The following is a 19,952-nucleotide window of genomic DNA, read 5'->3' as shown; positions in this document are numbered from 1 at the left end:
GCGGTGAAAAGACGACGCCAGCGGGCCTCGGGGACTCACGCCCGCGGTGCGCGGCGAAAGGCTTCAGCTCACCTAGCCCGCAGAGCAGTGCCTGCACTATCGTAAAATGCAAACGTTACCGCTCACGTTTCGTGTGGCAGCGTCCTCCGACAGGTCACGTCCAGCGGAGTGGTGTATGAGTTGATCTCCGCTTGATCCTATTTCTGCAGGTTAAGCGGTAAGTGTCTGCGGGATGAGGTTCTGCTGCGGTGTGTCGCCGCAGATCACCCGTAGTCGGGCCTTGGCCAGCACATCCAGGCCCATGTAGCGGCGGGCCTCGATCCACTCGTCGGTCTGCTCGGCCAACACCGCACCGACAAGCCGGACGATCGAGCCGCGATCGGGGAAGATCCCGACGACGTCGGTGCGGCGGCGGATCTCTTTGTTCAGCCGTTCCTGCGGATTGTTCGACCAGATCTGCGGCCAGATCTCCCGGGGGAAGGCGGCGAAGGCCAGCAAGTCCTCGCGTGCGGCGTCCAGATGCTCGGCCGCGGCCGGATGGCTGCTCTCCAGCGCCTGCAGCACCCAGGTGTGCCGGGCCCAGGCCGCCGCGGCGTCGGGCTCGGCGAAGATGGAGGGCGGTTACATCGTCTGGGCTCTGTCGGTTCCCACCGGACGAGCGTCCGAGCCGCCGAGGTCGCCGACGTCCAAGCCGCCATCTCCATGCTGGCCGACTGGTATACCCCGAGTTCGGTGGAGTCGGCTTGGTTGACTTTCATACCGTCCGGTCGTTCGAGGAGAGCATCCGTGTGCGGCTTGCAGCAGCGCCACGTCTAAACCCCGGCCGCCTCGCTCGAAAGGCGGATATTAAGATCACAGAAGTGAGTTATTCTCACTGACAGCATATGCAGATCTACTGACACCTCATGCAGAATGCGCAGGTGAGTAGCACTGACATCTCGCTGCAGATTTGCACATCCCTTGACCGATCCGGTGGCTGTCTGGAGGGACTGGACCGCCGTGCTCGGCGAGACCGGGGAAACCTCCGGGCGGCTGCTGCGCCGCATCGACCGCCACGGCAACCTCGGTCCCCGCCTCGGCGCCGACGCCGTTAACGTCATCGTCCGCGACCTCGCCGTCCGCGCCGCCGTCCCCGGCGCGGACACCTTCACCGCGCACAGCCTGCGCGCCGGCGGCGCCACCGTCGCCTACGCCGCGGGCGTCCCCGTCTCCGTCATCGCCAAGCATGGCCGCTGGGCTCCGGCCTCCCCGGTCGTGCTGCGCTACATCCGCGCCGTCGACCGCTGGCGCGACAACGCCATGCGAGGCGTCGGCCTGTAGCCACCAGAACGAAGGCGAGACTCGAACCCAACGCACGGATGGCGATCACGCAGATTCCGCACCCTCCACCACTTTGCTGTAGCGAGCCGATGCCCAATGCCTCTCTCCGCCGGACCACAAGAGGGGCACCTTGTCGGCAGAAAAATAGCCGTTTACTTGCGCGATCAACCACCCGGAGGCCAAGTACTTCTCCGTATGACTTCTGGGGCCTCGTGAACGCGGGTGCCGCCCGCGCGGCCCCGGTACGGGACGCGCGACCGGAGCTCGAGTGCTCTCAGCGGTTCCCAGGCGCCGTCGGCGCCGTCGAGTTCGAGCGCTTGGCGCGCTCCACGAGCCAGACCATGACGACGACCAGGACGTTCATCACCATGAGGATGATGATGGAGGCGCCGGGCCCGGAGCCGACGGCACGGTCGATCACCGACGGGCCGCCGCCTGCGAAGAGGCCATTCACGATGCCTGCGAGAACGTTATTGGAGACGTGGAATGCCATCGCGGCTTCCAGCCCGCCGCTGATCAGGCCCATGAGCGCTGTGCACGCAGAGAAGACGAACAGATAGCTGACGAGCCACGGGTCCAGGGACACGTGGACCACTGCGAAGAGCGCTCCGGAGACCATAATGCCGAACGCCATGGCGAGACGGACGCTACGGAACCAGGCGCCGGCGGCGGGGATGGCCGCTCCTCGGAAGGCTATCTCCTCACCTGCCGACTGCAGAGGGATGGCGAGAAGAGTGGCGATGAGGATGGCGACGGTGGATGCCCCGATCTTGAATTCCCCCATCCCGGTAGACCCCGGCTCGATGAGTGCCGTCACGATGGTTGTAAGACCGACCAGGCCCGCAGATCCGAGGAGATAGACCCCGGCGCGGCGCCGGTCGAAGGTGCGGGTGTGACGGAACACCGCCCGCCACGGCACCTTCGCCATCTTCGAGACCAGTATCGTCGCGAGCAACGCGGTGATGGCGGTGCTGAGGCCCGTGGCGACGATCGTGAGCGGTGTGAGTGCAGGCTTGTTCGGGTCTGCCGGGCCTTCGATCAGGACGACCGGTTGGAACACGATGATCTGGACCAGGAGCAGCATCGCCGGTATCGCGATCAGGACGACCAGGGACTTCCAGCGCGCCATCCGGAAGTGGACGCCGAACGGACGTTCGGGCAGTGTCCCAGGCAGTGCGACGGCTGCGTCGCCGGCGTGAAGAGGAGCGGTGTAGCCCTGCTCTGCGGGCCCCGTCACTGTTCGGCTCCCGACCAGCGCGATCCGCTGTCGCAGCCCGTGACGACTGGTGCCTGCCCCGCTGCAGCCTGGCTGATGGGTGCCGCGGGGTCGGGTCGGGGATCCGCGCTCTGGGGCCCACAGGGCTCTGGTGTGCGCACGATGAACAACCTTTCTTGAGGAGGGGTCGATTGATCCGCTCTTGAGTAGAAAATCTGCCGTAGAGGCAAACACAAACGGTCAACGGTGTGGCCGCAGGAAATACTGAGCCGCTCACTACCGCGACCCCCGGAGCATCCGGGAATCTCTAGACAGTCGAGGTCTGCGCAGGAGCCCCTGCCGCCCTCGGCGTCAGAACCGTCCCTGGGCGTCGAGCACGGATCGCCACGACGATGACGGTGCCAATGACGAGCGGAACAGGGATGAGGACGCTCAGGTCGATCGCGCCGGCGGAGCGGTCGGTAGCCACGGTCGGGTCCACCTGGAGCGCGGCGTCGATGACGAACTGCGTAGCGTTGTACACCGCATGGAGCACGACGGCGATCTCGAGCCCGCCGGTACGCCAGGTGATCCACGCGGTGCCGACCGCGAAGACGATGTACCAGAGGTTCAGCAACCCGCTCGTGGAGAAGTGGACCAATGCGAAGAGCACGCTCGAGATGATGATGGCGAGCACGAGCCCGAGGCGGGCATTGCGCGTCCAGCTGCCCACGACGCGGAAGATGAGACCGCGGAAGCCGTACTCCTCGCCCGCGGCCTGGAACGGCGTCAGGACGAGTGCGGTGGCGGCGAGAAGCAGGGTGTCGTGCCATGCCCAGGTCGTCTGCGGCAACGGCGTCCAGTAATACACGATCTGGAACACGACAATCACCGGAAGGAGGACCACGAGGGCGCGGCCGAAGACGTCGAAGCGGAAGTGCGACAGCACCGAGGACAGCGACCCGCCGCGCACGCCGTAGAGCCAGCGCTGGATCAGCATGCTCCACGGGATCAGGAGGGCTACGGACAACGCCCCCGCGGCGTTGACGAGCGGGGTGTACCCCTCCCTGGCCTCGGTGCCGATCGCCGAATCGATGAGGGTGGCGATGATGGCGAGCGCAAAGACGAAGATCTGCATGCCCCCGAGGAGGAGGGCGATGGCGAGGATGCCTCGCCCGATACGGCGTTTGTCGCTCACGAGCCCACGGTGGTACTCGACAGACGTGATGGGGTGTTCCATCATGTTCTCTCTGTTCTTAATGGGTAGACGTTCTTAACGGGTGGACGCGAGGTCGGTATGGCGTGAGTCGTCAGACGCCGATGCCGTCGAGGAGCCAGTTGCATCTGAGGCGGAGGACACGCTCCGAGGCCAGTCCCGCTCAGCGTCGCGCGCTCGATCCACACATCCCGGGGGCGGCACTGCCAATATCCGCGAGGATGGTGACACGCCCACCTTTCGTCGTTGTGAGTACTGGCTGCGATGCCGAGGCATCTCGGCACTTTCCCAGTTGAAACCGTGTCCTTGGGACCGGGTCAAGTCTGAGACTGGAGGCGGCCTGGCGCGCCACGAGCGCCGGAACCGCCTCCAGCTCAGCGACAGACCGGACTACGTGCCGGCACCGTCGGTGGTTGGCGTGGCCAGCAGCTACAGTTCCCACGCGAGCGCGACGCCGGTGGCGCCGCCGTGCTCGAAGAGGATCGGCCCGAGCTGGTTGGCCGTCTCCTCGCGTGCCCAGTCGCACTGCCACTCGCTGGACACGACCAGCCAGGTGACCGGGACGACGCCCGCGCGCTCCATACGGCGCACCGCCATGTCGTGCGCCTCGGCGCTGCCCCCGCCGCTGGCGTCCGTGACGACGAAGACGTCATACCCGTCGGCGAGCGCGTTAATGGCGGGCATGGCGACGCAGATCTCCGTCCACAACCCCGCGATGATCAGCTTCTTGCGCCCGGTCTCCTCCACGGCCTCGACCACCCGACGGTCCACCCAGGTGTTGATGGAGGTGCGGTTGATCGGCTTCTGGTCAGGGAAGACGTCCTGGATCGCCTGGATCAGGTGGCCACCCCGCTCCTCGATGACGGTGGTCAGGATGGTCGGCACGCCGAACACCTTGGCGAACTTGGCCAGGCCGACGGTGTTGTTGATGACGAGCGTCGGTTCGTGGCTGTGGAGGTTGGCGACCTGGAAGGGCTGGTGGTCGATGAGCACCAGGACGCTCTCCTCGGGGGTGAGCAGTGCGTCGAGTCCGACCTTTGGGGTACCGTCACGATGATTCCTTCTGTGTGATGGGGTCGATCGCCAAGAGGAAAGGGCAGGCTCAGAGCTGCCAGGCTGTGCGGGAGGCCGTCCGGTCACGCCGACCGGGACCGGTTCCGGGCATGCCGGACCGGCGTCGGCGGAGTGGGGCGGAGTCCCTCCCGTGGCGTGACCCGACGCTATGGCGGGCGTCCAAGACTTGTCCCGACGCCCGACGATAGGATCTGTCCATCGATATCGGCCCGCGCCTCCTGCGCTACTTCCTGGCCGTGGCCGAGGAGCTGCGCTTCGGCCGCGCGGCCATGCGGCTCTACATCTCCCAGCCGTCCCTGAGCCATCAGATCCGTAAGCTCGAGGAGATTCTCGGCACGCCGTTGTTCGTGCGCTCCAGCCGTCGGGTAGGGCTCACCGCTGCGGGGCGGACTCTGATCATCCTCGAACATATGCGCATTACCGCCATCCGCGCGCATCCGCCTCGGGGAACGGCGCCGCAGCGCGCGAGGGATGATGCGGCTCAGGTCAGTCGCTGACGACCCGGTCGGACTAATCGCGCTGGGGACTACGTGCCCGGGGCTACTTGCTGTCGATGCGGCCGAGTGCCGCACCGGTCTCAGCCAGCGCTGCGGTGGCCTTCGCCCATCCGGTACCGGCCGGGTCCAGCGCGCTGCGCAGGTAGGCGGTGGTCAGTCGCTGCAGGACCGCGACGCGCTCCGGGTTCTCGTCGGTGGTCTCGGCGGCTTCCCAGCTCGGGATGCCGCCCAGGGAGTGCTCGGCGCCGAACAGGGTCAGCAGGTCGGTGGCGCCCGGGCTGTGGGCGTAGGCGTCTGTGAACCAGTCCGGGCCGCGGCTGGACATCTTCGACTGGTCGTGGTCGCCGGCCACCACGAGCGTGGGCGTGGTCAGCTCGGTGAACGATGGGTTCATGAACGGGAAGTGCTCCTGGGCGAACGGGTGCAGCTCTTCGCCCCCGATCCCGGTCGCGGCCAGCAGCACGCCGGCCTGCACGCGCCGGTCCGCGTAGTCCTGGCCGGCCTTGCCCGTGCTGTCGAGGACGCGGGCGCCGAGCAGCATCTGCACGGTCTGGGCGCCCCAGGAGTGTCCGGCCGCGACGACCCGGTCCCGATCGACCCGCCCGGCAAGGCCTGGCACCGCACGTTCGATCGCCTCGAGCTGGTCCATGGCTCGCACGAGGTCGGCATGCCGCTCGGTCCAGACGTGGCCGAACCCGGGGTCGTCGAACCCGATGCCGTCGCGACGGGAGTCCAGGTGCGTCGGCTGGACGACGACGAACCCACGAGATGCCCAGAAGGCCGTCAGGGGTGCGTATCCGTCGAGCGACCACCCGTTGCCGTGCGAGAACAGCAGCACCGGCAGGTGCTGCCCGGTCACGGGGGCAGAGACGCGCACGTCGAGGGGGAGCGCTCGCCCTGGCGCGTCGAGACGCACCGGGGCGACCGAGACGACTGGGTCACCGGGGCCGACGACGGCGTCGAGCATATGGACGATCGGGGTGTCGGCCGTTGCGGGAGTACCACTCATGGGAGATCACTCGTCCTTTGCGTTCGGGGCCCCCGCCGAGGACAATTTAAGCGGAGCGCCGTTCCGAAACGATACGGAGCGGCGTTCCATTTCGCAAGTCTCGACGGAGGTTCCCATGACGACTCCCGGTCCCGCCGGCTCGACACCCCGCGCGAAGCGCGTCGATGCCAGGCGCAACGAACAGACCCTGTTGGAGGTCGCCGCCGCTGTTTTCGTGACGGACGGCGTGGACGCGCCTGTGCGGCTGATCGCCGAACGTGCGGGGGTGGGCATGGGGACGATCTACCGGCACTTCCCCACGCGTCCCGCATTGGTGGCGGCGGTGTATCAGCACCAAGTGGAAGCGCTGGCGGAAGCAGGCCCTTCACTCCTGCGCGAGTCCGGCGACCCCGGGGTCGCCCTCCAGCGATGGGCGGCCGGCTTCGTCGACTTCCTCGTGACCAAGCACGGGCTCGCCGGCGCTCTCGGGTCCGACAAGGAGGGCGTGAATACCCTGCATCAGTACTTCGTCGACCGGCTCGTCCCGGTCTGCGACGCCCTGCTTGACGCCGCACTCGAACCGGAGGCCACCGGGCGAGTGTCCGGGTACATGCTCATGCGCGGCATCGGCAACCTCTGCATCGGCGGCGGCAACGACCCCCACTACGACGCCGCCCGCCTGGCCGCCCTTCTGGTGACAGGGGTGCTCGCCGGGGCACGGCACGGCCGCGGCTCGGACACTATCGCTCCGGAAGACGACTCCAACCCGCCGCGCGACAAATAGTGACCCGAACACCGATCACGGACGTCGCACTCGATCCGGCGGCTGCACTATCGGTGAGTTGTCGGTTCGCTGATCGGAGAAACGGCGACGCCAGGGCCGGCCGTCCGCTCCAGCGTGCCAGTCGCCAGTGTTGCGATCGCTCTCCGGTGGTCAACGGCGGCTGCGCGGCCGCCGCTGTGGCAGCGCTGTGGTCGGCGAGCTCGCGGGCGGGCGCAGGCCCGACGGGAGGAGTCAAGCGGGATTTGTGTCGTCCTCGGCCGCCTGTGCGAGGCCCAATTGCTGGTGCGCGAGGATGCTGGCCCGGGTGAGCACGTCGATCTGTGCGGTGTTGTAGAGCGCGGTTACGGCGTCGACGAACGTCTGCTGAGTGGCGTGCTCACTCTTGGACAGGCGCTCGGCAGGGTTGTTCAGCCACGGATAGTCGATGAGGGTCTGGGCGATGAGCGGTGCAAGTCTCTCGGCGAGGCTCTGCCGGGTGGCCTCGTCCGCGTCCGGAGGAAGGGCGTCCACCTCCGCGTTGACGGGATCGGTGTCGGTTTCCGTCATGCGCTGCAGGTCTTTCAGAGTGTCGTCGTCATACAGCCGGGTGTAGATGTGGATGAGGGAGGTGTCGGCCGCGGACAGGTGCCCAGCGGCGGACTCGAAGCCCGCCGGGGTGTCAGCCGGCACGCCATCGCGCAGAATGACGGCGATGTCGGAGCGGGCCCTGCGCAGGCGCTCCATCTCGGCTGCGAGCTGGGCGTCGACCTGGCGCAACACCTCCAGGGGAACGTCCCCGTTCGACTTCGCCACGCCGATCTCGGACAGTGGCACCCCGAGCTCCACAAGGCGGCGGATGCGCAGCAGGCAGACAAGATGCGGTACGCCGTACTGCTTGTATCCGTTGTACCGGCGCTCCGGGTCCTCGAGCAGGCCGAGCCGGTGGTAGTGCCGGATGGTGTTCACCGTGGTGCCGGCGAGCTCGGCGAGTTCTCGGGTGCTCCAGGCCATGACTGTCCCTTCCTGGATCACATCGGACACGGATGCATGTCGTGGCCGACGCCTGGAGGTCCACGCGATGATCTCGATGCGGGTCCACGGGATTTGACGTGATCCCATCGTCGAGTCAAGTTCACAGGAGAGTTCTCGACACTGTGTTCCTATCGGTCCTCGCGGGCACGATAGCACAGCGGATGCGGTTGCGTCCACGGAGGTGGTGTGCGAGTTTTCCCAGGTGGCAGGCGTGGCGCCGTGAAATGAGGACGGCCGTCGCGTGATCCTTCAGGTTGCTAAACCAAGATCGAAGGAGCACAGAGCGATGGCCGTGAACAACAGTGTGGACCCCGCCGCGTGGCTGGCGGAGCAGATCCAGCCGCGCTCTTCCGCGAGAAGTACGGCCTGCCGGCGGGTGTCGACGGCGAGCTTGCCCAGCACAGTGGAGATGTGGTTGCGGACGGTACCGGGGGCGAGGGACAGGGGGCGGGCGATCTGTCCGATGGTCTCGCCGTGCCGGCCGGCGCGCAGTACGTCGAGCTCGCGGTCGGTCAGTGGTGAGCGTTCGTCGCTCAGCGCGTCGGCGGCGAGCACGAGCACGCCGACCATCGGGACGATGGTCGGCACCCGGTAGAGCCAGTCGTCGGTGTCGAAGGACGTGGCGAACCAGGTGAAGTTCATCCAGGCCCACCAGATCCCGAAGAACACCAGACCGTAGGTGACCAGGCCGTCGAGCACGTGCCCCTCGGTCAGGGCGTGGTGCAGCTGTACGGCAGCGATGCTCACTGCGACGACGAAGACGAGGTCGAAGAACAGCTCGAGCATGCTGGCCGACCGGCCCGGTTCGTGGGGGTCGCGGGCCGCCATCGGGATGAGGCGGAACCTGCTCGTCCGACGCCGGGGGTACGGGCATCGTCGCGGGGTCCTTCCTGTCGCAAGCGCGAGAGGCGTCGTGGCGGATGGCTCTGGTGCGCGCTCGTGCACGGTTCAGCGCAAAGCGCGGAGGTGCTCCCGGCCCACGGGGTCGGTGACCTCGTCGAAGTCGTGGTGCGTGGAGAGCCACTTCTTGACGTAGGGACAGACCGCCACGATGCGATATCCGGCTTGGGCGCTGGTGCTCAGTGCGGTGCGAGTGAGGGTGCCGGCGAGACCGCGGCCTTCGAATTCATCGAAGACCACCGTGTGGTAGAAGATGCGCTGCATCTCTCCGAAGTCCTTGTACATGGAGAACCCGGCGTGGGTGTCCTCGACGAGGACGTCGAAGCGACCCTTGTCGGGGTTGTCGCGGATGGTCACTTCTTGCTGGTTCTGATCGTTCATTGCTGTGGTCCTCTCGTTTTGGGAAGTGACGTATTTGGAGTACACCGTCGCGTTCGCGAAGTTCTCCACGTGAGTCACCGTCGCGCCGCTCGCCTCGGTCCACGAGTTCAGGTGGACGTCGTCGCGCATCTCCTTCAGATCGAGCGCGACGGTCTCGGTGTGGCCGTTCGGTATGACCCCGCCCTCCTCCACGACGAAGCTGCCCTGCGACGGCGAGTCGAAGGTGAATCTCACCTTCAGCCACCCCCTGTCGAATCTGCAGGTCTTGCCGACCATCTGCATGGTCATGGAGTTTTCTTCTCCTGATGCACGCGCTGCGGCTCGAGGTCGAGGTGTCGGCGTAGCGCCTCAGTGAACTCGTCGACCTTCACCAGCTGTTCCGGGGAGAGCGCGTCGACGAAGAGCTCGCGCACGTCACGCAGGTGCGGCACCGAGCCGTGCCGGAACGACTCCGCTCCGAAGTCGGTCAGCCGCACGTCGATGCCGTGGACGTCGTCGGGGCACGGGGCTCGGCGTACGAGCCCGCGCTTCTCCATCCGCCCCAGGTGGTGTGACAGGCGGCTGCGTTGCCAGCCGATCAGTTGGGCCAGTTCGGAGGAACGCATCGTCCTCCGATCCGCCTCGCTCAGTGCGAGCAGCACTCGATAGTCAGCGGAGGACAAGGATGACTTGCTCTGGAGCCGTCCCTCCAGGAGGGTGCGCAATGTTTCGGCGGTCTCGATGTAATTGCGCCAGATGCGCAGCTCCTCGCGCGTGGGCATCGCGCGGCGCTTCTTCTGCGCCATGGCACCTCCGGGAATTGACGCGTCAACTCTGCACGTTACAGGATTGACACGTCAATCCCAATCACGGTGAGACCCGGATCCCGCAAGGAGCGAACCCATGACCGACAGCACCGCCGTCCAGTTCGGTATCGACAGCTTCGGCGACCTACCTCGCGACGATCAGGGAAATGTCGTCTCCCATGGTCAGGCGATCCGCGCTGTCGTGGACGAGGCGGTGCTCGCCGACCAGGTCGGCGTGGATGTCATCGCCCTCGGTGAGCACCACCGCCCCGAGTACTCGATCTCCACTCCCGAGACGGTGCTGGCCGGCATCGCCACCAGGACCGAGCGCATCCTCCTCGCCTCGGGTGTGACAGTCCTGTCCTCCGACGACCCGGTGCGCGTCTTCCAGCGTTTCGCCACGGTCGACGCGCTCTCGAACGGGCGCGCCGAGGTGATCCTGGGCCGCGGGTCGTTCACCGAGTCGTTCCCGCTGTTCGGGTATGACCTGGCTGACTACGAGATCCTCTTCGAGGAGAAGATCGACCTGTTCCACAAGCTGCTGGACGAGGGACCGGTCACGTGGGAGGGCACCACGCGCGCTGCGCTCAAGGACGCCGACGTGTTCCCCAAGACGGAGTCCGGGCGGCTGACGACCTGGGTCGGTGTGGGCGGGTCGCCCCAGTCCGTCATCCGGACCGCGCGGTACGGGTTCCGGCTCATGCTCGCGATCATCGGCGGCGCGCCCGACCGGTTCGCCCCGTACGTCGACCTGTACCGGCGCGCCACGGAACAGCTGGAGACCACCGCCTACCCGGTCGGGATGCACTCGCCCGGCTTCGTTGCCCAGACCGACGAGGAGGCCAAGCGACTTTTCTGGCCTGGCTACAAGGAGGTACGCGACCGCATCGGCGCCCTGCGCGGCTGGCCCCCTGTGCGGCGTGAGGAGTTCGAGGCCGACGTCGAGCACGGCTCCCTCTACGTCGGTTCGCCCGAGACCGTCGCGCGCAGGATGGCCCGTGCCATCCGCACGCTCGACGTCGGGCGCTTCGACCTGATCTACTCCGCCGCCGGCTCCGTCTCGGCCAGCGACCGTCTGCGCGCCGTCGAACTGTACGGCACCAAGGTGATCCCAATGGTGCGCGAGCTGCTCGCCGAGGAGCCCAGCACGCTGGAGGTGGCCCGATGACGGTGCGCACGGCCGTACGCACCATCGGCGTCCTCGGGGCCGGCAAGGTGGGCACGGTCCTGGCCCGCCTCGCTCTCGCCGCCGGGTATCGAGTACTCGTCGCGGGGTCGGGGGACCCCGCGAAGATCGCCCTCACCATCGATGTCCTGACGCCCGGCGCCACCGCCGTCTGGTCCGTCGAAGCCGTACGGGACGCCGACGTCGTGATTCTCGCCCTCCCGCTCAGCAAGTATCGCGCGCTCCCGACCGACGAGCTGCGCCACAAGCTCGTCATCGACACCATGAACCACTGGTGGGAGGTCGACGGGCCCCGCGAGCGGTTCCTCGCGCCCGGCGTCTCCTCCAGCGAGGAGGTGCAGCGTTTCCTCGACGGTGCACGCGTCGTCAAGGCCTTCAACCACATGGGGTACCACGACCTGGAGGACGAGGGCCGGCCCGCCGGGGCACCGGGCCGCAAGGCGATCGCGGTCGCCGGTGACAGCGAGGCAGACGTTACCGAGGTCGCGGCGCTCGTCGATGACCTGGGCTTCGACCCCGTGCCTATCGGACCTCTCGCCGAGGGTGTCCGACTCGAGCCGGGCACCGCCGCCTTCGGCGCCAACGTCCAGGCCGCCGAGCTCCGACTTCTGACCCAGGCAGCCGTGCACAACCCGATCGTGGAGTGATCCAAGTGAGCAATCCAGAAGCGGCCTCGGAAGTGATGCGGTCCATGACACAGGTCGGAAACACCACCGGGGTCGAGGTGCTCTCGGCCCGCGACGTGCCCCTGGGCGGACCGCGGGCCTTGCAGGTGCGGCGCACGATTCCCCAGCGGGCTCGGACACTGATCGGCGCCTGGTGCTTCGCCGACCACTACGGACCGGTCGAGGTGCCGGCGGGCGGCATGGAGCCCGGGCGGCGACGTCGGGCGGGGCGCCCGGGACGGATGCGAGTTCTGGTCGGCGCCGCCGACTCTCGGCATTCCGTACGCCCAGAACATTCAAGGCCTTCCGAAGACGCTTGTCATCTCGATCACCGGTGACCCGACGACCCCGCACGCAGGCGGCGTCAAACTCGCCGAGACCCTCGGCAGCGCTTTGCTGACCGTGAAGGGTGAGGGGCACACGGTTGTCTCCAGCGGGGCCAACACGTGTGTCGACAAGATCGCCGCCGACTATCTGATCGATCTCAAGCTGCCGGAGCCGATGCCGGAATGTTCGGTCTGAGCCGGCGGAAAGGCGGTGTTGTGTTGATGACGAACTCAGGGTGGGCAGCATGCGACCGATGATTCTCGTTCACGGCGCGTGGCACGGCAGTTGGTGCTGGGCGTCGGTCACGCCCCACCTGGCCGCTCGTGGCATACCGTCGGTCGGGGTGGACCTCGCGGGGCACGGCTTGAACGGCCGGCCGCCGTTCGCCCGCTCGGCGCGGCCCTTCGATCCGGCGGCGCTGGCCACCGAGCTCTCGCCGGTCGCCGGCGTCAGCGTGCGCGATGCCGCCGAGGCGCTCGTCGACCGGATCCGGCTGGCCGGGAACGGCGAGCCCTGCGTCGTCGTCGCGCACAGCCTCGGTGGCGTGATCGCGACCGCCGCCGCCGAGCTCGCTCCCGAGTTGTTCGCCCACCTCGTCTATCTCAGCGCGTACGTCCCTGTCACCGCGTCCGTGGCCGAACTCGCCGCGAGTTACCACTCCTTTGACCGGGTGCTGGTCGCCGACCCCGCGGTGGTCGGCGCGCTGCGTCTCGACCCGGCGAACCCTGCCCTCCGGGATGAGATCCGGGAACTGTTCTACGGCGACGTCGACGTGTCGACGGCCGAGGCGGCCATCGCCTTGCTCAGCAACGACGCGCCCGCGCAGTTCGCCGCCGAGAAGGTGACGGTGACCCGGGAGCGCTTCGGCGCGGTCCCACACTCGTACATCGTTTGTGCCAAGGACAACGCGATCCCGGAGGTCCTGCAGCGCCGCCTGGTGCGGGTCATCGACGCCGCTTCCGTCGCGGCGACGGGGGTGGTAACGCTGGACAGCTCCCACTCCGCCTTCCTGTCCCGCCCGGCGGAGCTGGCCGGGATCCTCGCGGAGGCCGAACGGGGCGGGGGCTCTTGGAGCCGCTGAGGCCGACGATGACACCGGAGCCGCAGGTTCCGCTCGGACTGCGCTTTCTGGTGCTCGGCCCGGTGCGGGGTTTTCACGGCGAGACGGAGCTCGACCTCGGCCCGCCGCAGCAGCGGGCGCTGCTGGCATTACTGACCGGCAGCGGATGACGCCCGCTCGAGAAGTCCGCAACCGCCCTTGACCCGGTGCCACCTTGCGCGTCGGTGCGTACGCGCAGGGGTCGGTCATGCTTGACTGTGTCCCTGGAACATAGTTTTTGATGACCGGGTGTTCGACGAATGGCGGCGACGCCGAGCCATCCAGCGCCTCAAACTCGGGGACGGGCACGCGCTGAAGCGATTCCGTTGGTGGCAGCCTCTGTCCCGGTCCCTGTTCTATCTTCCCGCGGACGCCGGCGCGGGCCGGCCGGCGGAATACGCGGTCGATGTGAACCACATGAAGAGCAACGAGAACCTCGACACCGAAGCCCACCTGTATCGCGACGGCCGGCACTTCGAGCGGGCGAGGCTCCCTGCCGTCTTCCCGATCGAGGGCGGCGCGATCGAGGTGGAGACGTCGCCCTTCGGCCTCCGGCGGTGCCACTTCGTCGCCGACGACGGGACCGAGCAGCAGCTCGTGCCGGATCCGCGCTCGGCCGAGGGGCGCCGCGCCCGGCTCGACCGCGAGCGTCCGTTGCTCAGCCGCTGGATCGGCGTGATCTCCCTCGTCCTGATCCTCGTGCCGCTGATCCTCGGCCTTCCGCAGACCGTCGAGTCGATCTCCCGGTTCCCGCCGCTGGCCGAGCGGTTCGGTGTCTTCGAGTCGCCGATCGACGCGCCGGCCTGGCTCAACATCGCGCTCGTGATCAGCGCGACGGTGGGCAGCACCGAGCGTGCCCTGCGCCTGCGGTACAACCGGTGGCTGGACGCGGTGGCGGACTGACGGCGGGTCAGCCTTCCGCCCGCAACTGCCGGCGGGCCAGCTCTTTGGCGCGGTGGATGACGTCGAGCTGGGCCTCGTTGTGGAGTTCCCGCAACGCGTCGATGAACGTCTGCCGCGTGACGGACTTCCCCTTCGACACGTGGGCCATCGCGTCGTTGTCCATCCAGGGATAGTTACGAAGGGTACGGACCAGGGACGGTGCGTACTTCTCGGCGAGGTTCTGCCGCGTCGCCTCGTCGGCGTCGGCGGGCAGCGCGTCGAAGTCGGCGCTGACGGCGTCGTCGTTGTCGTTCTCCACCGCTTGCCGCACGTCGGCCAAGGCCTGGTCGTCGAAGACCTGCGTGTATATGTGGATGAGCGAGCGGTCGGCCTCGGACAGGCGGCCGGCGACAGGCTCGAAGCCCGGCGGCGTGTCGGGCGGCGCGTTCTCGCTCAGAATGGCCGCGATGCCCTGCCGGGCCTTCTCCAGCCGTTCGATGGCGGCCGCGTGGTCGACGTCGACCTGGTGCAGCGCCTCGGGGGAGCCCGTGCTCAGCTCTTTGATCCGGGACAGGGGCACGCCCAGCTCGGCCAGCCGGCGGATGCGCAGCAAGCGTACGAGATCTAGTGTTTCGTACTGCTTGTAGCCGTTGTGGCGGCGATCGGGCTCCTCGAGCAGGCCCAGACGATGGTAGTGCCGGATCGTGTTCACCGTGGTGCCCGCGAGTGTCGCGAGCTCGCTCGTGCTCCAAGCCACGTCGATCTCCTTCTCGGTCACTCGCCTGCTGACAGGCCTGCCCACGAAAGGTACGCGGCAGGAGGATGATCGCGACAATGCCGCGACCGATCCGGCGTTTGTCGGCTGCCGGCACCCGGTGCTACTCGACTCCAGCGGGGGCTCCACCAGGGTCCTTGGGACACGGCTGTGCGATGACGTTGACTGTGTGGCCGGCACACGGTTTCTGACGGGGGAACACCGCCGGCATCGGCGCAGTCCCGCTGGCCGGAGTCGTCGCGCCGAAGCCCACCGGCTCCGGCCGGTCGACAAATGAGGCGACCCGGTTCGAAGGAGACTCGTGATGCAGTTCGGCATTTTCACCGTGGGTGACGTCACTCCGGACCCCACGACGGGCCGGACCCCGACCGAGCACGAGCGCATCCAGGCCATGGTGACCATCGCGCTGAAGGCCGAGGAGGTGGGCCTCGATGTGTTCACCACCGGCGAGCATCACAACGTGCCCTTCGTGCCGTCCTCGCCGACCACGATGCTCGGCCGGATCGCCGCCCGGACCGAGAAACTGCTGTTGAGCACGGCCACCACGCTGATCACCACCAACGATCCGGTGAAGATCGCCGAGGACTACGCGATGCCGCAGCACCTGTCCGGCGGCCGCGTCGACCTCATGATGGGCCGCGGCAACACCGGGCCGGTCCACCCCTGGTTCGGCAAGGACATCCGGGCCGGCATCCCCCGGCGATCGAGAATTACGCGCTCCTGCGCCGGCTGTGGCGGGAGGACACCGTCGACTGGTCCGGCAAGTTCCGTACGCCGCTGCAGTCGTTCACCTCGACGCCGCGCCCCCTCGACGGTGTTCCGCCGTTCGTCCGGCATGGCTCCATCCGCAGCCCGGAGATCGCCGAATAGGCCGCCTTCTACGGTGACGGCTTTTTGCCAACAACACTCTCTGGCCCACCTCGCACACCCAGCGCATGGCCGGGCTCTACCGCGAGCGGTTCGCCCACTGGGAGTCGCAGCGGGCAGACCGTCATCCTCCTGCGCCCCGGTGATGCCGGCGAGCACCTCATCCCACTTTTCCGGCACCCAGTCGACGACGTAGAAGGTTGGTCGCACCAGGTCGCCGACGTCTCCTCCCGCGCTTCGGACACCGATGACGATGTTGTGCAGCGCGGCAGCGACCTAACCGGCCAGATCCGGTGCGGCGGGCTTGGAGTCCGGGGAGCCGGCAGGATCAGCCGGGATCCGGTCGCGACAGCGACCGGCGAGTAGTCGGACCTGCCGAAGCGATCCGTCCGGGTGCAGAAACTCCACGATCATGTGATCTTTCCCTGTCGTGCCGCAGAAGCCTCCCAGTGCCACCTGTGTTTCAGGAATACATTCAAGGCGAGAGCGCCCGACGGGCGCGGCGGGCCGGCCGCTTGACCCGGTTCCTGGAACAGGGTGTCGCATACGGGGAGACGTTCATGGAAGGAGCCGGTATGACACTGGAAGCTGCGATCCGTTCCAACGACGTGGCGGCGGTGGTGGAACTGCTCGAGTCGGGCGCGGACCCGCACCGCCGCGGCGCCGGTGGCCTCACACCACTGATGGTCGCCTCCGGGCTCGGTCGATCACGCCTGGTGGAGCGGCTGCTGGAGGCCGGCGCGGATGTGTTGATGGTCGAGCCGCGCATGGGCGCCACGGCGTTGCACAAGGCGGCGCAGGCCGGTGACGACGGCGTCATCGGCCTGCTCCTCGACCATGGCGCCTTCGTCGACCAGCAGTCGCCCCGGCTCGGTCACACGCCGCTGATGGACGCGGTGCAGTACAAGCACGAGGCGGCGGTCCGGCTGCTGCTGGCCCGCGGAGCCCGTACCTCTGTGCGCAACCACTGGCAGGAGACGGCGCTCGACCTGGCGTTGCGCGACGGCTCCGAGGTCATCGCCGGTCTCCTGCACGCGCGGATGGCGGCCGACGCCGACCGGATCCGGTCGCTGGCGCTGACGGCGGCGGTACAGGTCGGCGACCTCACTGCGGTGAGACGGCTCATCGGGGCCGGTGCGGCCCTCGACGAGCGACTGCCGGCCGTCGGCGATCATGACGACGACTACACGCCGCTCGGGATCGCCTCTCGCGACGGGCACACCGGCATCGTCCGCGTGCTGCGCGAGGCCGGTGCGGATCCGCGCCGGCTCAACGGGCTGATGGGCGCGACGCCGGGCCATGAGGCCGCCTTCGCCGGGCACGCCGACGTCATCCGGGCGCTGACGACGCGCGGCCCCAGCGGTACGCCGACGCTCGAGATCGATGCCCAGGGTGCCTACAACGGCTTTACCGCCTTGCACGACGCGGTGTGGCACGGGCACCGGGAGGCAGCACAAGCCCTGGTCGAGGCGGGCGCCCGCCTCGACCTCACCTCGCACACCGGTCACACACCCCGGCAACTTGCGCTCCACTACGGGTACGACGATCTCGCGGCGTATCTGGCCGAGGCCGAGAGCAAAGCCGTTCGACCATCGCCCTTTGCCTTCGCCGAGGCCGCGCTCGACGATTTGCGCGAGCGGCTTTTCCGTACGCGATGGCCTGATCCCGAACCGGTGGAGGACTGGAGCCAGGGCGTGCCGCTGCGCAGGCTGCGGGCACTGTGCGACTACTGGCGGGACGGCTACGACTGGCGGGCCTGCGAGGCCCGGCTGAACGCGCTCAACCCGTCGACGACGCGCATCGACGGACTCGACATCCACTTCCTGCACCTGCGGTCGCCCGAACCGGAGGCGATGCCGCTCGTGATGACCCACGGCTGGCCCGGCTCGGTCATCGAGTTCCTGAAGGTGGCACCGATGCTGGCCGACCCGCGGGCCCACGGCGGCGACCCCCGGGACGCGTTCCACGTGGTCCTGCCCTCGATGCCCGGCTTCGGACTGTCCGGCAAGCCGACCGAGACCGGGTGGGGACCCGAGCGGATCGCGTGCGCCTGGGTCGAGCTGATGCGGCGGCTGGGCTACGACAGCTTCGGCGCGCAGGGCGGCGACTGGGGGCACGCGGTCACCACCGCGCTGGGCGGCATCGGCGAGCCCGCCGTCCGGGCCATCCACTCCAACATGTTCCCCACCTACGGCACCGAGGAAGCCACGAACGAGCAGGAGGAGCGTGCCCTGCAACGATGGCGTGACTTCCAGGCCCACGAGTCGGGCTATCAGCACGAGCAGATCCAGAGCCCTCAGACGATCGGGTACGCGCTCACCGACTCGCCGGTGGGGCAGGCGGCCTGGCTCTACGAGAAATACGAGCAGTGGACGGACCACGACGGCGATCCGGAAAACCTGCTCAGTCGCGACGAGATGCTGGACAACATCACGTTGTACTGGCTGACCGGCACCGCCGCCTCCTCGGCTCGCATCTACTGGGAGAGCTTCCGCACCTACCGCGACCCGAAGGTCGAGGTGCCGGTCGGCGTCAGCCTCTTCCCCCGCGACATCTATCTCGCCGCACGTCGCTGGGTGGAGCAGCGTTACCCGAACCTCGTGCACTACAACGAGCTGCCCAAGGGCGGACACTTCGCCGCCTGGGAACAACCCGAGCTGCTGGCTGCGGAGGTGCGCGCCACCTTCCGCCACGTACGCCAGAGATCCGCAACGAAAAGCACCGACGCTTCGTGAACCCGACGCCAACATCGCTTCCCTCGACAACGCCCGTCCCTTCGGTACACACATCGGGATGGCCTGGTGGAAGTCGCTTTCAGTCGGCCGGCGAGGAGATCATGTTCCGGGGGCTCGGTGCTCCCGGCCGCGGGGTCGTGGTTGCGCGCGGTGCGCCCGGCGTTCATCACCGGACTGGTGGTCTCCAGCCTCATGTTCGCCGTCCTGCGCGCAGCGGGCGATCCCTGGCTCTTCGCCTGTTACGTGCTCCTCTCGGCATGCACGGCCGTCATGGGATTGATCACTCGGGACCTCGAGGCCGCGATGGCGTTCCACGTGGCGAACAACTTGGTGACGACGACTGTCAACGTGCTCATGGCCGATGGCGGCCCTTGGTCGTCGACCGCACCGAGGGCGCCGGCGGTGGCCCTTCGCTGATCATTCTGGCCGTCATGAATCTGGCCGTGCTCGCCTTCGTCTGGCTCCGCGAGCGGTCGCGCCGCACTGGTCCGGAGCGAGGGGTGTAGCTCGTTCATCGCTTGGGCAGCACGGCCGCCGCGAGTATCACGTTGTTGACGATGGTCGCGGCGAAGCTGCGGGCGATCGCGTCGGCGGCGGCATCGGCTGCCCAGATGCCGTGCTCGAGTTGCTTGGCTCGGGCGATGGTCGCGGTGGTCCGCGGGATCTCAGGATGGAACTGCGGCAGCATCCCGCTTCCGGACAGCAGTGCCACGAGCGCGGCGAGGCGGGGCTCCGGCTCCGCCTCGCCGACCAGCACGCCCCGTACGCTGCGAAGCAGGCTCCTCCTGCGCCCGGATTCGCCGTCTGTCAACATCTCCCTTATGGGCGCTTCGGTCTCGACACAGGTTGATCGGTGGATGTCGTTGCGCTCGATGAGACGTTCGAGCAAGGGGCGGCGCAGGGCCGGTCCGATCACGGCGAGCGTCGCCTGGACGCCTCGCGGCCTCGAGGCGAGGTAGTCCCACGTGGATCGCAGGAGGTCGTCCGTCGGTGGCCGCTCGGCGACGGCTTCCACCCGGGTCGACCCGCTCCATCCGGGTACGGTTCGCACGTGCCGGCCGATGCTGAGATCCGCAAGCACCGCTCCGGCGAGAACGTAGGGAAGCGTTTCCTCGCCGGCGACGACTCCGGTGCCCTCCGGCCCGGAGAGCGGCTGGAACAGGAGTAACAGAAGGTCTTCGGCCAGGGTCGGCGGGCCGAGCCGCTGTGTCATCGTGTGATCCTTTCGACGGGGAATGCGACGCGAGTCCGGGAAACGCGATGCA

At 67.9% G+C, this 19,952-nt stretch carries 20 protein-coding genes and 3 pseudogenes; 12 read left to right on the top strand and 11 right to left on the bottom strand.

Annotation, left to right across the window (positions count from 1 at the left end; genetic code table 11):
- Nucleotides 1-210: 210 nt before the first annotated feature.
- Nucleotides 211-615, bottom strand: a pseudogene (locus ACVCAG_RS23240) (transposase); the annotation flags it as partial.
- Nucleotides 616-972: 357 nt separating this feature from the next.
- Here ACVCAG_RS23240 and ACVCAG_RS23235 point away from each other — a divergent pair.
- Nucleotides 973-1,320 carry a hypothetical protein gene (locus ACVCAG_RS23235; protein ID WP_440085953.1) on the top strand — a complete coding sequence of 116 codons (348 nt, stop codon included), beginning with the start codon at nt 973-975 and terminating at the stop codon, nt 1,318-1,320.
- A 274-nt stretch (nt 1,321-1,594) separates the two neighbouring features.
- Here the strand turns inward: ACVCAG_RS23235 and ACVCAG_RS23230 are convergent, their stop codons facing one another.
- The 3 genes from ACVCAG_RS23230 to ACVCAG_RS23220 all read right to left on the bottom strand — a co-directional run bounded on the left by ACVCAG_RS23230 (nt 1,595) and on the right by ACVCAG_RS23220 (nt 4,724).
- Nucleotides 1,595-2,557 carry a CPBP family glutamic-type intramembrane protease gene (locus tag ACVCAG_RS23230; protein WP_440085954.1) on the bottom strand — a complete coding sequence of 321 codons (963 nt, stop codon included), beginning with the start codon at nt 2,555-2,557 and terminating at the stop codon, nt 1,595-1,597.
- Nucleotides 2,558-2,843: 286 nt separating this feature from the next.
- Nucleotides 2,844-3,713 (bottom strand): CPBP family glutamic-type intramembrane protease, encoded by an 870-nt coding sequence (locus tag ACVCAG_RS23225; protein WP_440085955.1) that lies wholly within the window; start codon nt 3,711-3,713, stop codon nt 2,844-2,846.
- Between the two features lie 447 nt (nt 3,714-4,160).
- Nucleotides 4,161-4,724 carry an isochorismatase family protein gene (locus ACVCAG_RS23220; RefSeq protein ID WP_440085956.1) on the bottom strand — a complete coding sequence of 188 codons (564 nt, stop codon included), beginning with the start codon at nt 4,722-4,724 and terminating at the stop codon, nt 4,161-4,163.
- A 272-nt stretch (nt 4,725-4,996) separates the two neighbouring features.
- Here ACVCAG_RS23220 and ACVCAG_RS23215 point away from each other — a divergent pair, with 272 nt between their 5' ends.
- Nucleotides 4,997-5,302 (top strand): LysR family transcriptional regulator, encoded by a 306-nt coding sequence (locus ACVCAG_RS23215; protein ID WP_447190313.1) that lies wholly within the window; start codon nt 4,997-4,999, stop codon nt 5,300-5,302.
- A gap of 43 nt (nt 5,303-5,345) precedes the next feature.
- Here ACVCAG_RS23215 and ACVCAG_RS23210 read toward each other — a convergent pair whose 3' ends face one another.
- Nucleotides 5,346-6,311 (bottom strand): alpha/beta hydrolase, encoded by a 966-nt coding sequence (locus ACVCAG_RS23210; RefSeq protein ID WP_440085957.1) that lies wholly within the window; start codon nt 6,309-6,311, stop codon nt 5,346-5,348.
- A gap of 115 nt (nt 6,312-6,426) precedes the next feature.
- On the opposite strand from ACVCAG_RS23210, the gene ACVCAG_RS23205 reads away from it, so the two are divergent.
- A complete protein-coding gene (locus ACVCAG_RS23205) occupies nt 6,427-7,074 on the top strand; it encodes a TetR family transcriptional regulator (RefSeq protein WP_440085958.1) in 648 nt (215 codons plus the stop codon).
- Nucleotides 7,075-7,305: 231 nt separating this feature from the next.
- Here the strand turns inward: ACVCAG_RS23205 and ACVCAG_RS23200 are convergent, their stop codons facing one another.
- From ACVCAG_RS23200 to ACVCAG_RS23185, 4 genes are all read right to left on the bottom strand, one after another.
- Nucleotides 7,306-8,094, bottom strand: coding sequence for a MerR family transcriptional regulator (locus ACVCAG_RS23200; protein ID WP_447190270.1), 789 nt, complete (start codon nt 8,092-8,094; stop codon nt 7,306-7,308).
- A 240-nt stretch (nt 8,095-8,334) separates the two neighbouring features.
- The gene (locus tag ACVCAG_RS23195) at nt 8,335-8,913 is read right to left on the bottom strand and encodes a low temperature requirement protein A (protein WP_440085960.1); all 579 of its coding nucleotides are present in this window, start codon (nt 8,911-8,913) and stop codon (nt 8,335-8,337) included.
- 120 nt (nt 8,914-9,033) lie between these two features.
- On the bottom strand, nt 9,034-9,642 hold the full coding sequence (locus tag ACVCAG_RS23190; RefSeq protein ID WP_447190269.1) for a GNAT family N-acetyltransferase: 609 nt from the start codon (nt 9,640-9,642) through the stop codon (nt 9,034-9,036).
- A gap of 8 nt (nt 9,643-9,650) precedes the next feature.
- Nucleotides 9,651-10,151, bottom strand: coding sequence for a MarR family transcriptional regulator (locus tag ACVCAG_RS23185; RefSeq protein WP_440085963.1), 501 nt, complete (start codon nt 10,149-10,151; stop codon nt 9,651-9,653).
- Nucleotides 10,152-10,248: 97 nt separating this feature from the next.
- Between ACVCAG_RS23185 and ACVCAG_RS23180 the strand changes: the two genes are divergently transcribed.
- The 6 genes and pseudogenes from ACVCAG_RS23180 (at nt 10,249) to ACVCAG_RS23155 (ending at nt 14,331) form a co-directional block, all read left to right on the top strand.
- Nucleotides 10,249-11,319, top strand: a complete 1,071-nt coding sequence (locus ACVCAG_RS23180) for an Atu2307/SP_0267 family LLM class monooxygenase (protein WP_440085964.1) — start codon at nt 10,249-10,251, stop codon at nt 11,317-11,319.
- The gene (locus tag ACVCAG_RS23175) at nt 11,316-11,984 is read left to right on the top strand and encodes an NADPH-dependent F420 reductase (RefSeq protein ID WP_362864075.1); all 669 of its coding nucleotides are present in this window, start codon (nt 11,316-11,318) and stop codon (nt 11,982-11,984) included. The genes ACVCAG_RS23180 and ACVCAG_RS23175 overlap by 4 nt, the downstream gene beginning before the upstream one ends.
- 267 nt (nt 11,985-12,251) lie before the next feature.
- Nucleotides 12,252-12,524: pseudogene (locus tag ACVCAG_RS23170) on the top strand (alpha/beta hydrolase); the annotation flags it as partial.
- 58 nt (nt 12,525-12,582) lie between these two features.
- Entirely contained in the window at nt 12,583-13,410 is an 828-nt protein-coding gene (locus ACVCAG_RS23165) for an alpha/beta fold hydrolase (protein WP_440085965.1), read from the top strand.
- An 8-nt stretch (nt 13,411-13,418) separates the two neighbouring features.
- Nucleotides 13,419-13,559: a hypothetical protein gene (locus ACVCAG_RS23160; RefSeq protein WP_440085967.1), complete on the top strand. Its 141-nt coding sequence runs from the start codon at nt 13,419-13,421 to the stop codon at nt 13,557-13,559.
- Between the two features lie 286 nt (nt 13,560-13,845).
- On the top strand, nt 13,846-14,331 hold the full coding sequence (locus ACVCAG_RS23155; protein ID WP_440085969.1) for a hypothetical protein: 486 nt from the start codon (nt 13,846-13,848) through the stop codon (nt 14,329-14,331).
- A gap of 7 nt (nt 14,332-14,338) precedes the next feature.
- On the opposite strand, the gene ACVCAG_RS23150 is transcribed toward ACVCAG_RS23155, so the two are convergent.
- Entirely contained in the window at nt 14,339-15,067 is a 729-nt protein-coding gene (locus ACVCAG_RS23150) for a MerR family transcriptional regulator (protein WP_440085970.1), read from the bottom strand.
- A gap of 322 nt (nt 15,068-15,389) precedes the next feature.
- Here ACVCAG_RS23150 and ACVCAG_RS23145 point away from each other — a divergent pair.
- The 3 genes and pseudogenes from ACVCAG_RS23145 to ACVCAG_RS23135 all read left to right on the top strand — a co-directional run.
- A pseudogene (locus ACVCAG_RS23145) lies at nt 15,390-16,077 on the top strand (LLM class flavin-dependent oxidoreductase); the annotation flags it as partial.
- A 450-nt stretch (nt 16,078-16,527) separates the two neighbouring features.
- On the top strand, nt 16,528-18,687 hold the full coding sequence (locus tag ACVCAG_RS23140; RefSeq protein WP_440085971.1) for an alpha/beta fold hydrolase: 2,160 nt from the start codon (nt 16,528-16,530) through the stop codon (nt 18,685-18,687).
- A 66-nt stretch (nt 18,688-18,753) separates the two neighbouring features.
- Nucleotides 18,754-19,104, top strand: a complete 351-nt coding sequence (locus tag ACVCAG_RS23135) for a CPBP family intramembrane glutamic endopeptidase (RefSeq protein ID WP_447190268.1) — start codon at nt 18,754-18,756, stop codon at nt 19,102-19,104.
- Between the two features lie 94 nt (nt 19,105-19,198).
- Here ACVCAG_RS23135 and ACVCAG_RS23130 read toward each other — a convergent pair whose 3' ends face one another.
- Complete coding sequence (locus ACVCAG_RS23130) at nt 19,199-19,900, bottom strand: GPP34 family phosphoprotein (protein ID WP_440085972.1); 702 nt, start codon at nt 19,898-19,900, stop codon at nt 19,199-19,201.
- Nucleotides 19,901-19,952: the final 52 nt, after the last annotated feature.

The sequence above is a fragment of the Streptosporangium sp. G12 genome (assembly GCF_052983175.1).
This window is presented reverse-complemented; position numbering and strand designations above follow the sequence as displayed.

Coding starts and splice junctions, on each gene's coding strand:
- ACVCAG_RS23155 (WP_440085969.1), top strand. CDS start 13,846: ATGAAGAGCAACGAGAACCTCGACACCGAAGCCCACCTGTATCGCGAC.
- ACVCAG_RS23130 (WP_440085972.1), bottom strand. CDS start 19,900: ATGACACAGCGGCTCGGCCCGCCGACCCTGGCCGAAGACCTTCTGTTA.
- ACVCAG_RS23190 (WP_447190269.1), bottom strand. CDS start 9,642: ATGGTCGGCAAGACCTGCAGATTCGACAGGGGGTGGCTGAAGGTGAGA.
- ACVCAG_RS23205 (WP_440085958.1), top strand. CDS start 6,427: ATGACGACTCCCGGTCCCGCCGGCTCGACACCCCGCGCGAAGCGCGTC.
- ACVCAG_RS23175 (WP_362864075.1), top strand. CDS start 11,316: ATGACGGTGCGCACGGCCGTACGCACCATCGGCGTCCTCGGGGCCGGC.
- ACVCAG_RS23165 (WP_440085965.1), top strand. CDS start 12,583: ATGATTCTCGTTCACGGCGCGTGGCACGGCAGTTGGTGCTGGGCGTCG.
- ACVCAG_RS23185 (WP_440085963.1), bottom strand. CDS start 10,151: ATGGCGCAGAAGAAGCGCCGCGCGATGCCCACGCGCGAGGAGCTGCGC.
- ACVCAG_RS23195 (WP_440085960.1), bottom strand. CDS start 8,913: ATGGCGGCCCGCGACCCCCACGAACCGGGCCGGTCGGCCAGCATGCTC.
- ACVCAG_RS23160 (WP_440085967.1), top strand. CDS start 13,419: ATGACACCGGAGCCGCAGGTTCCGCTCGGACTGCGCTTTCTGGTGCTC.
- ACVCAG_RS23210 (WP_440085957.1), bottom strand. CDS start 6,311: ATGAGTGGTACTCCCGCAACGGCCGACACCCCGATCGTCCATATGCTC.
- ACVCAG_RS23140 (WP_440085971.1), top strand. CDS start 16,528: ATGACACTGGAAGCTGCGATCCGTTCCAACGACGTGGCGGCGGTGGTG.
- ACVCAG_RS23180 (WP_440085964.1), top strand. CDS start 10,249: ATGACCGACAGCACCGCCGTCCAGTTCGGTATCGACAGCTTCGGCGAC.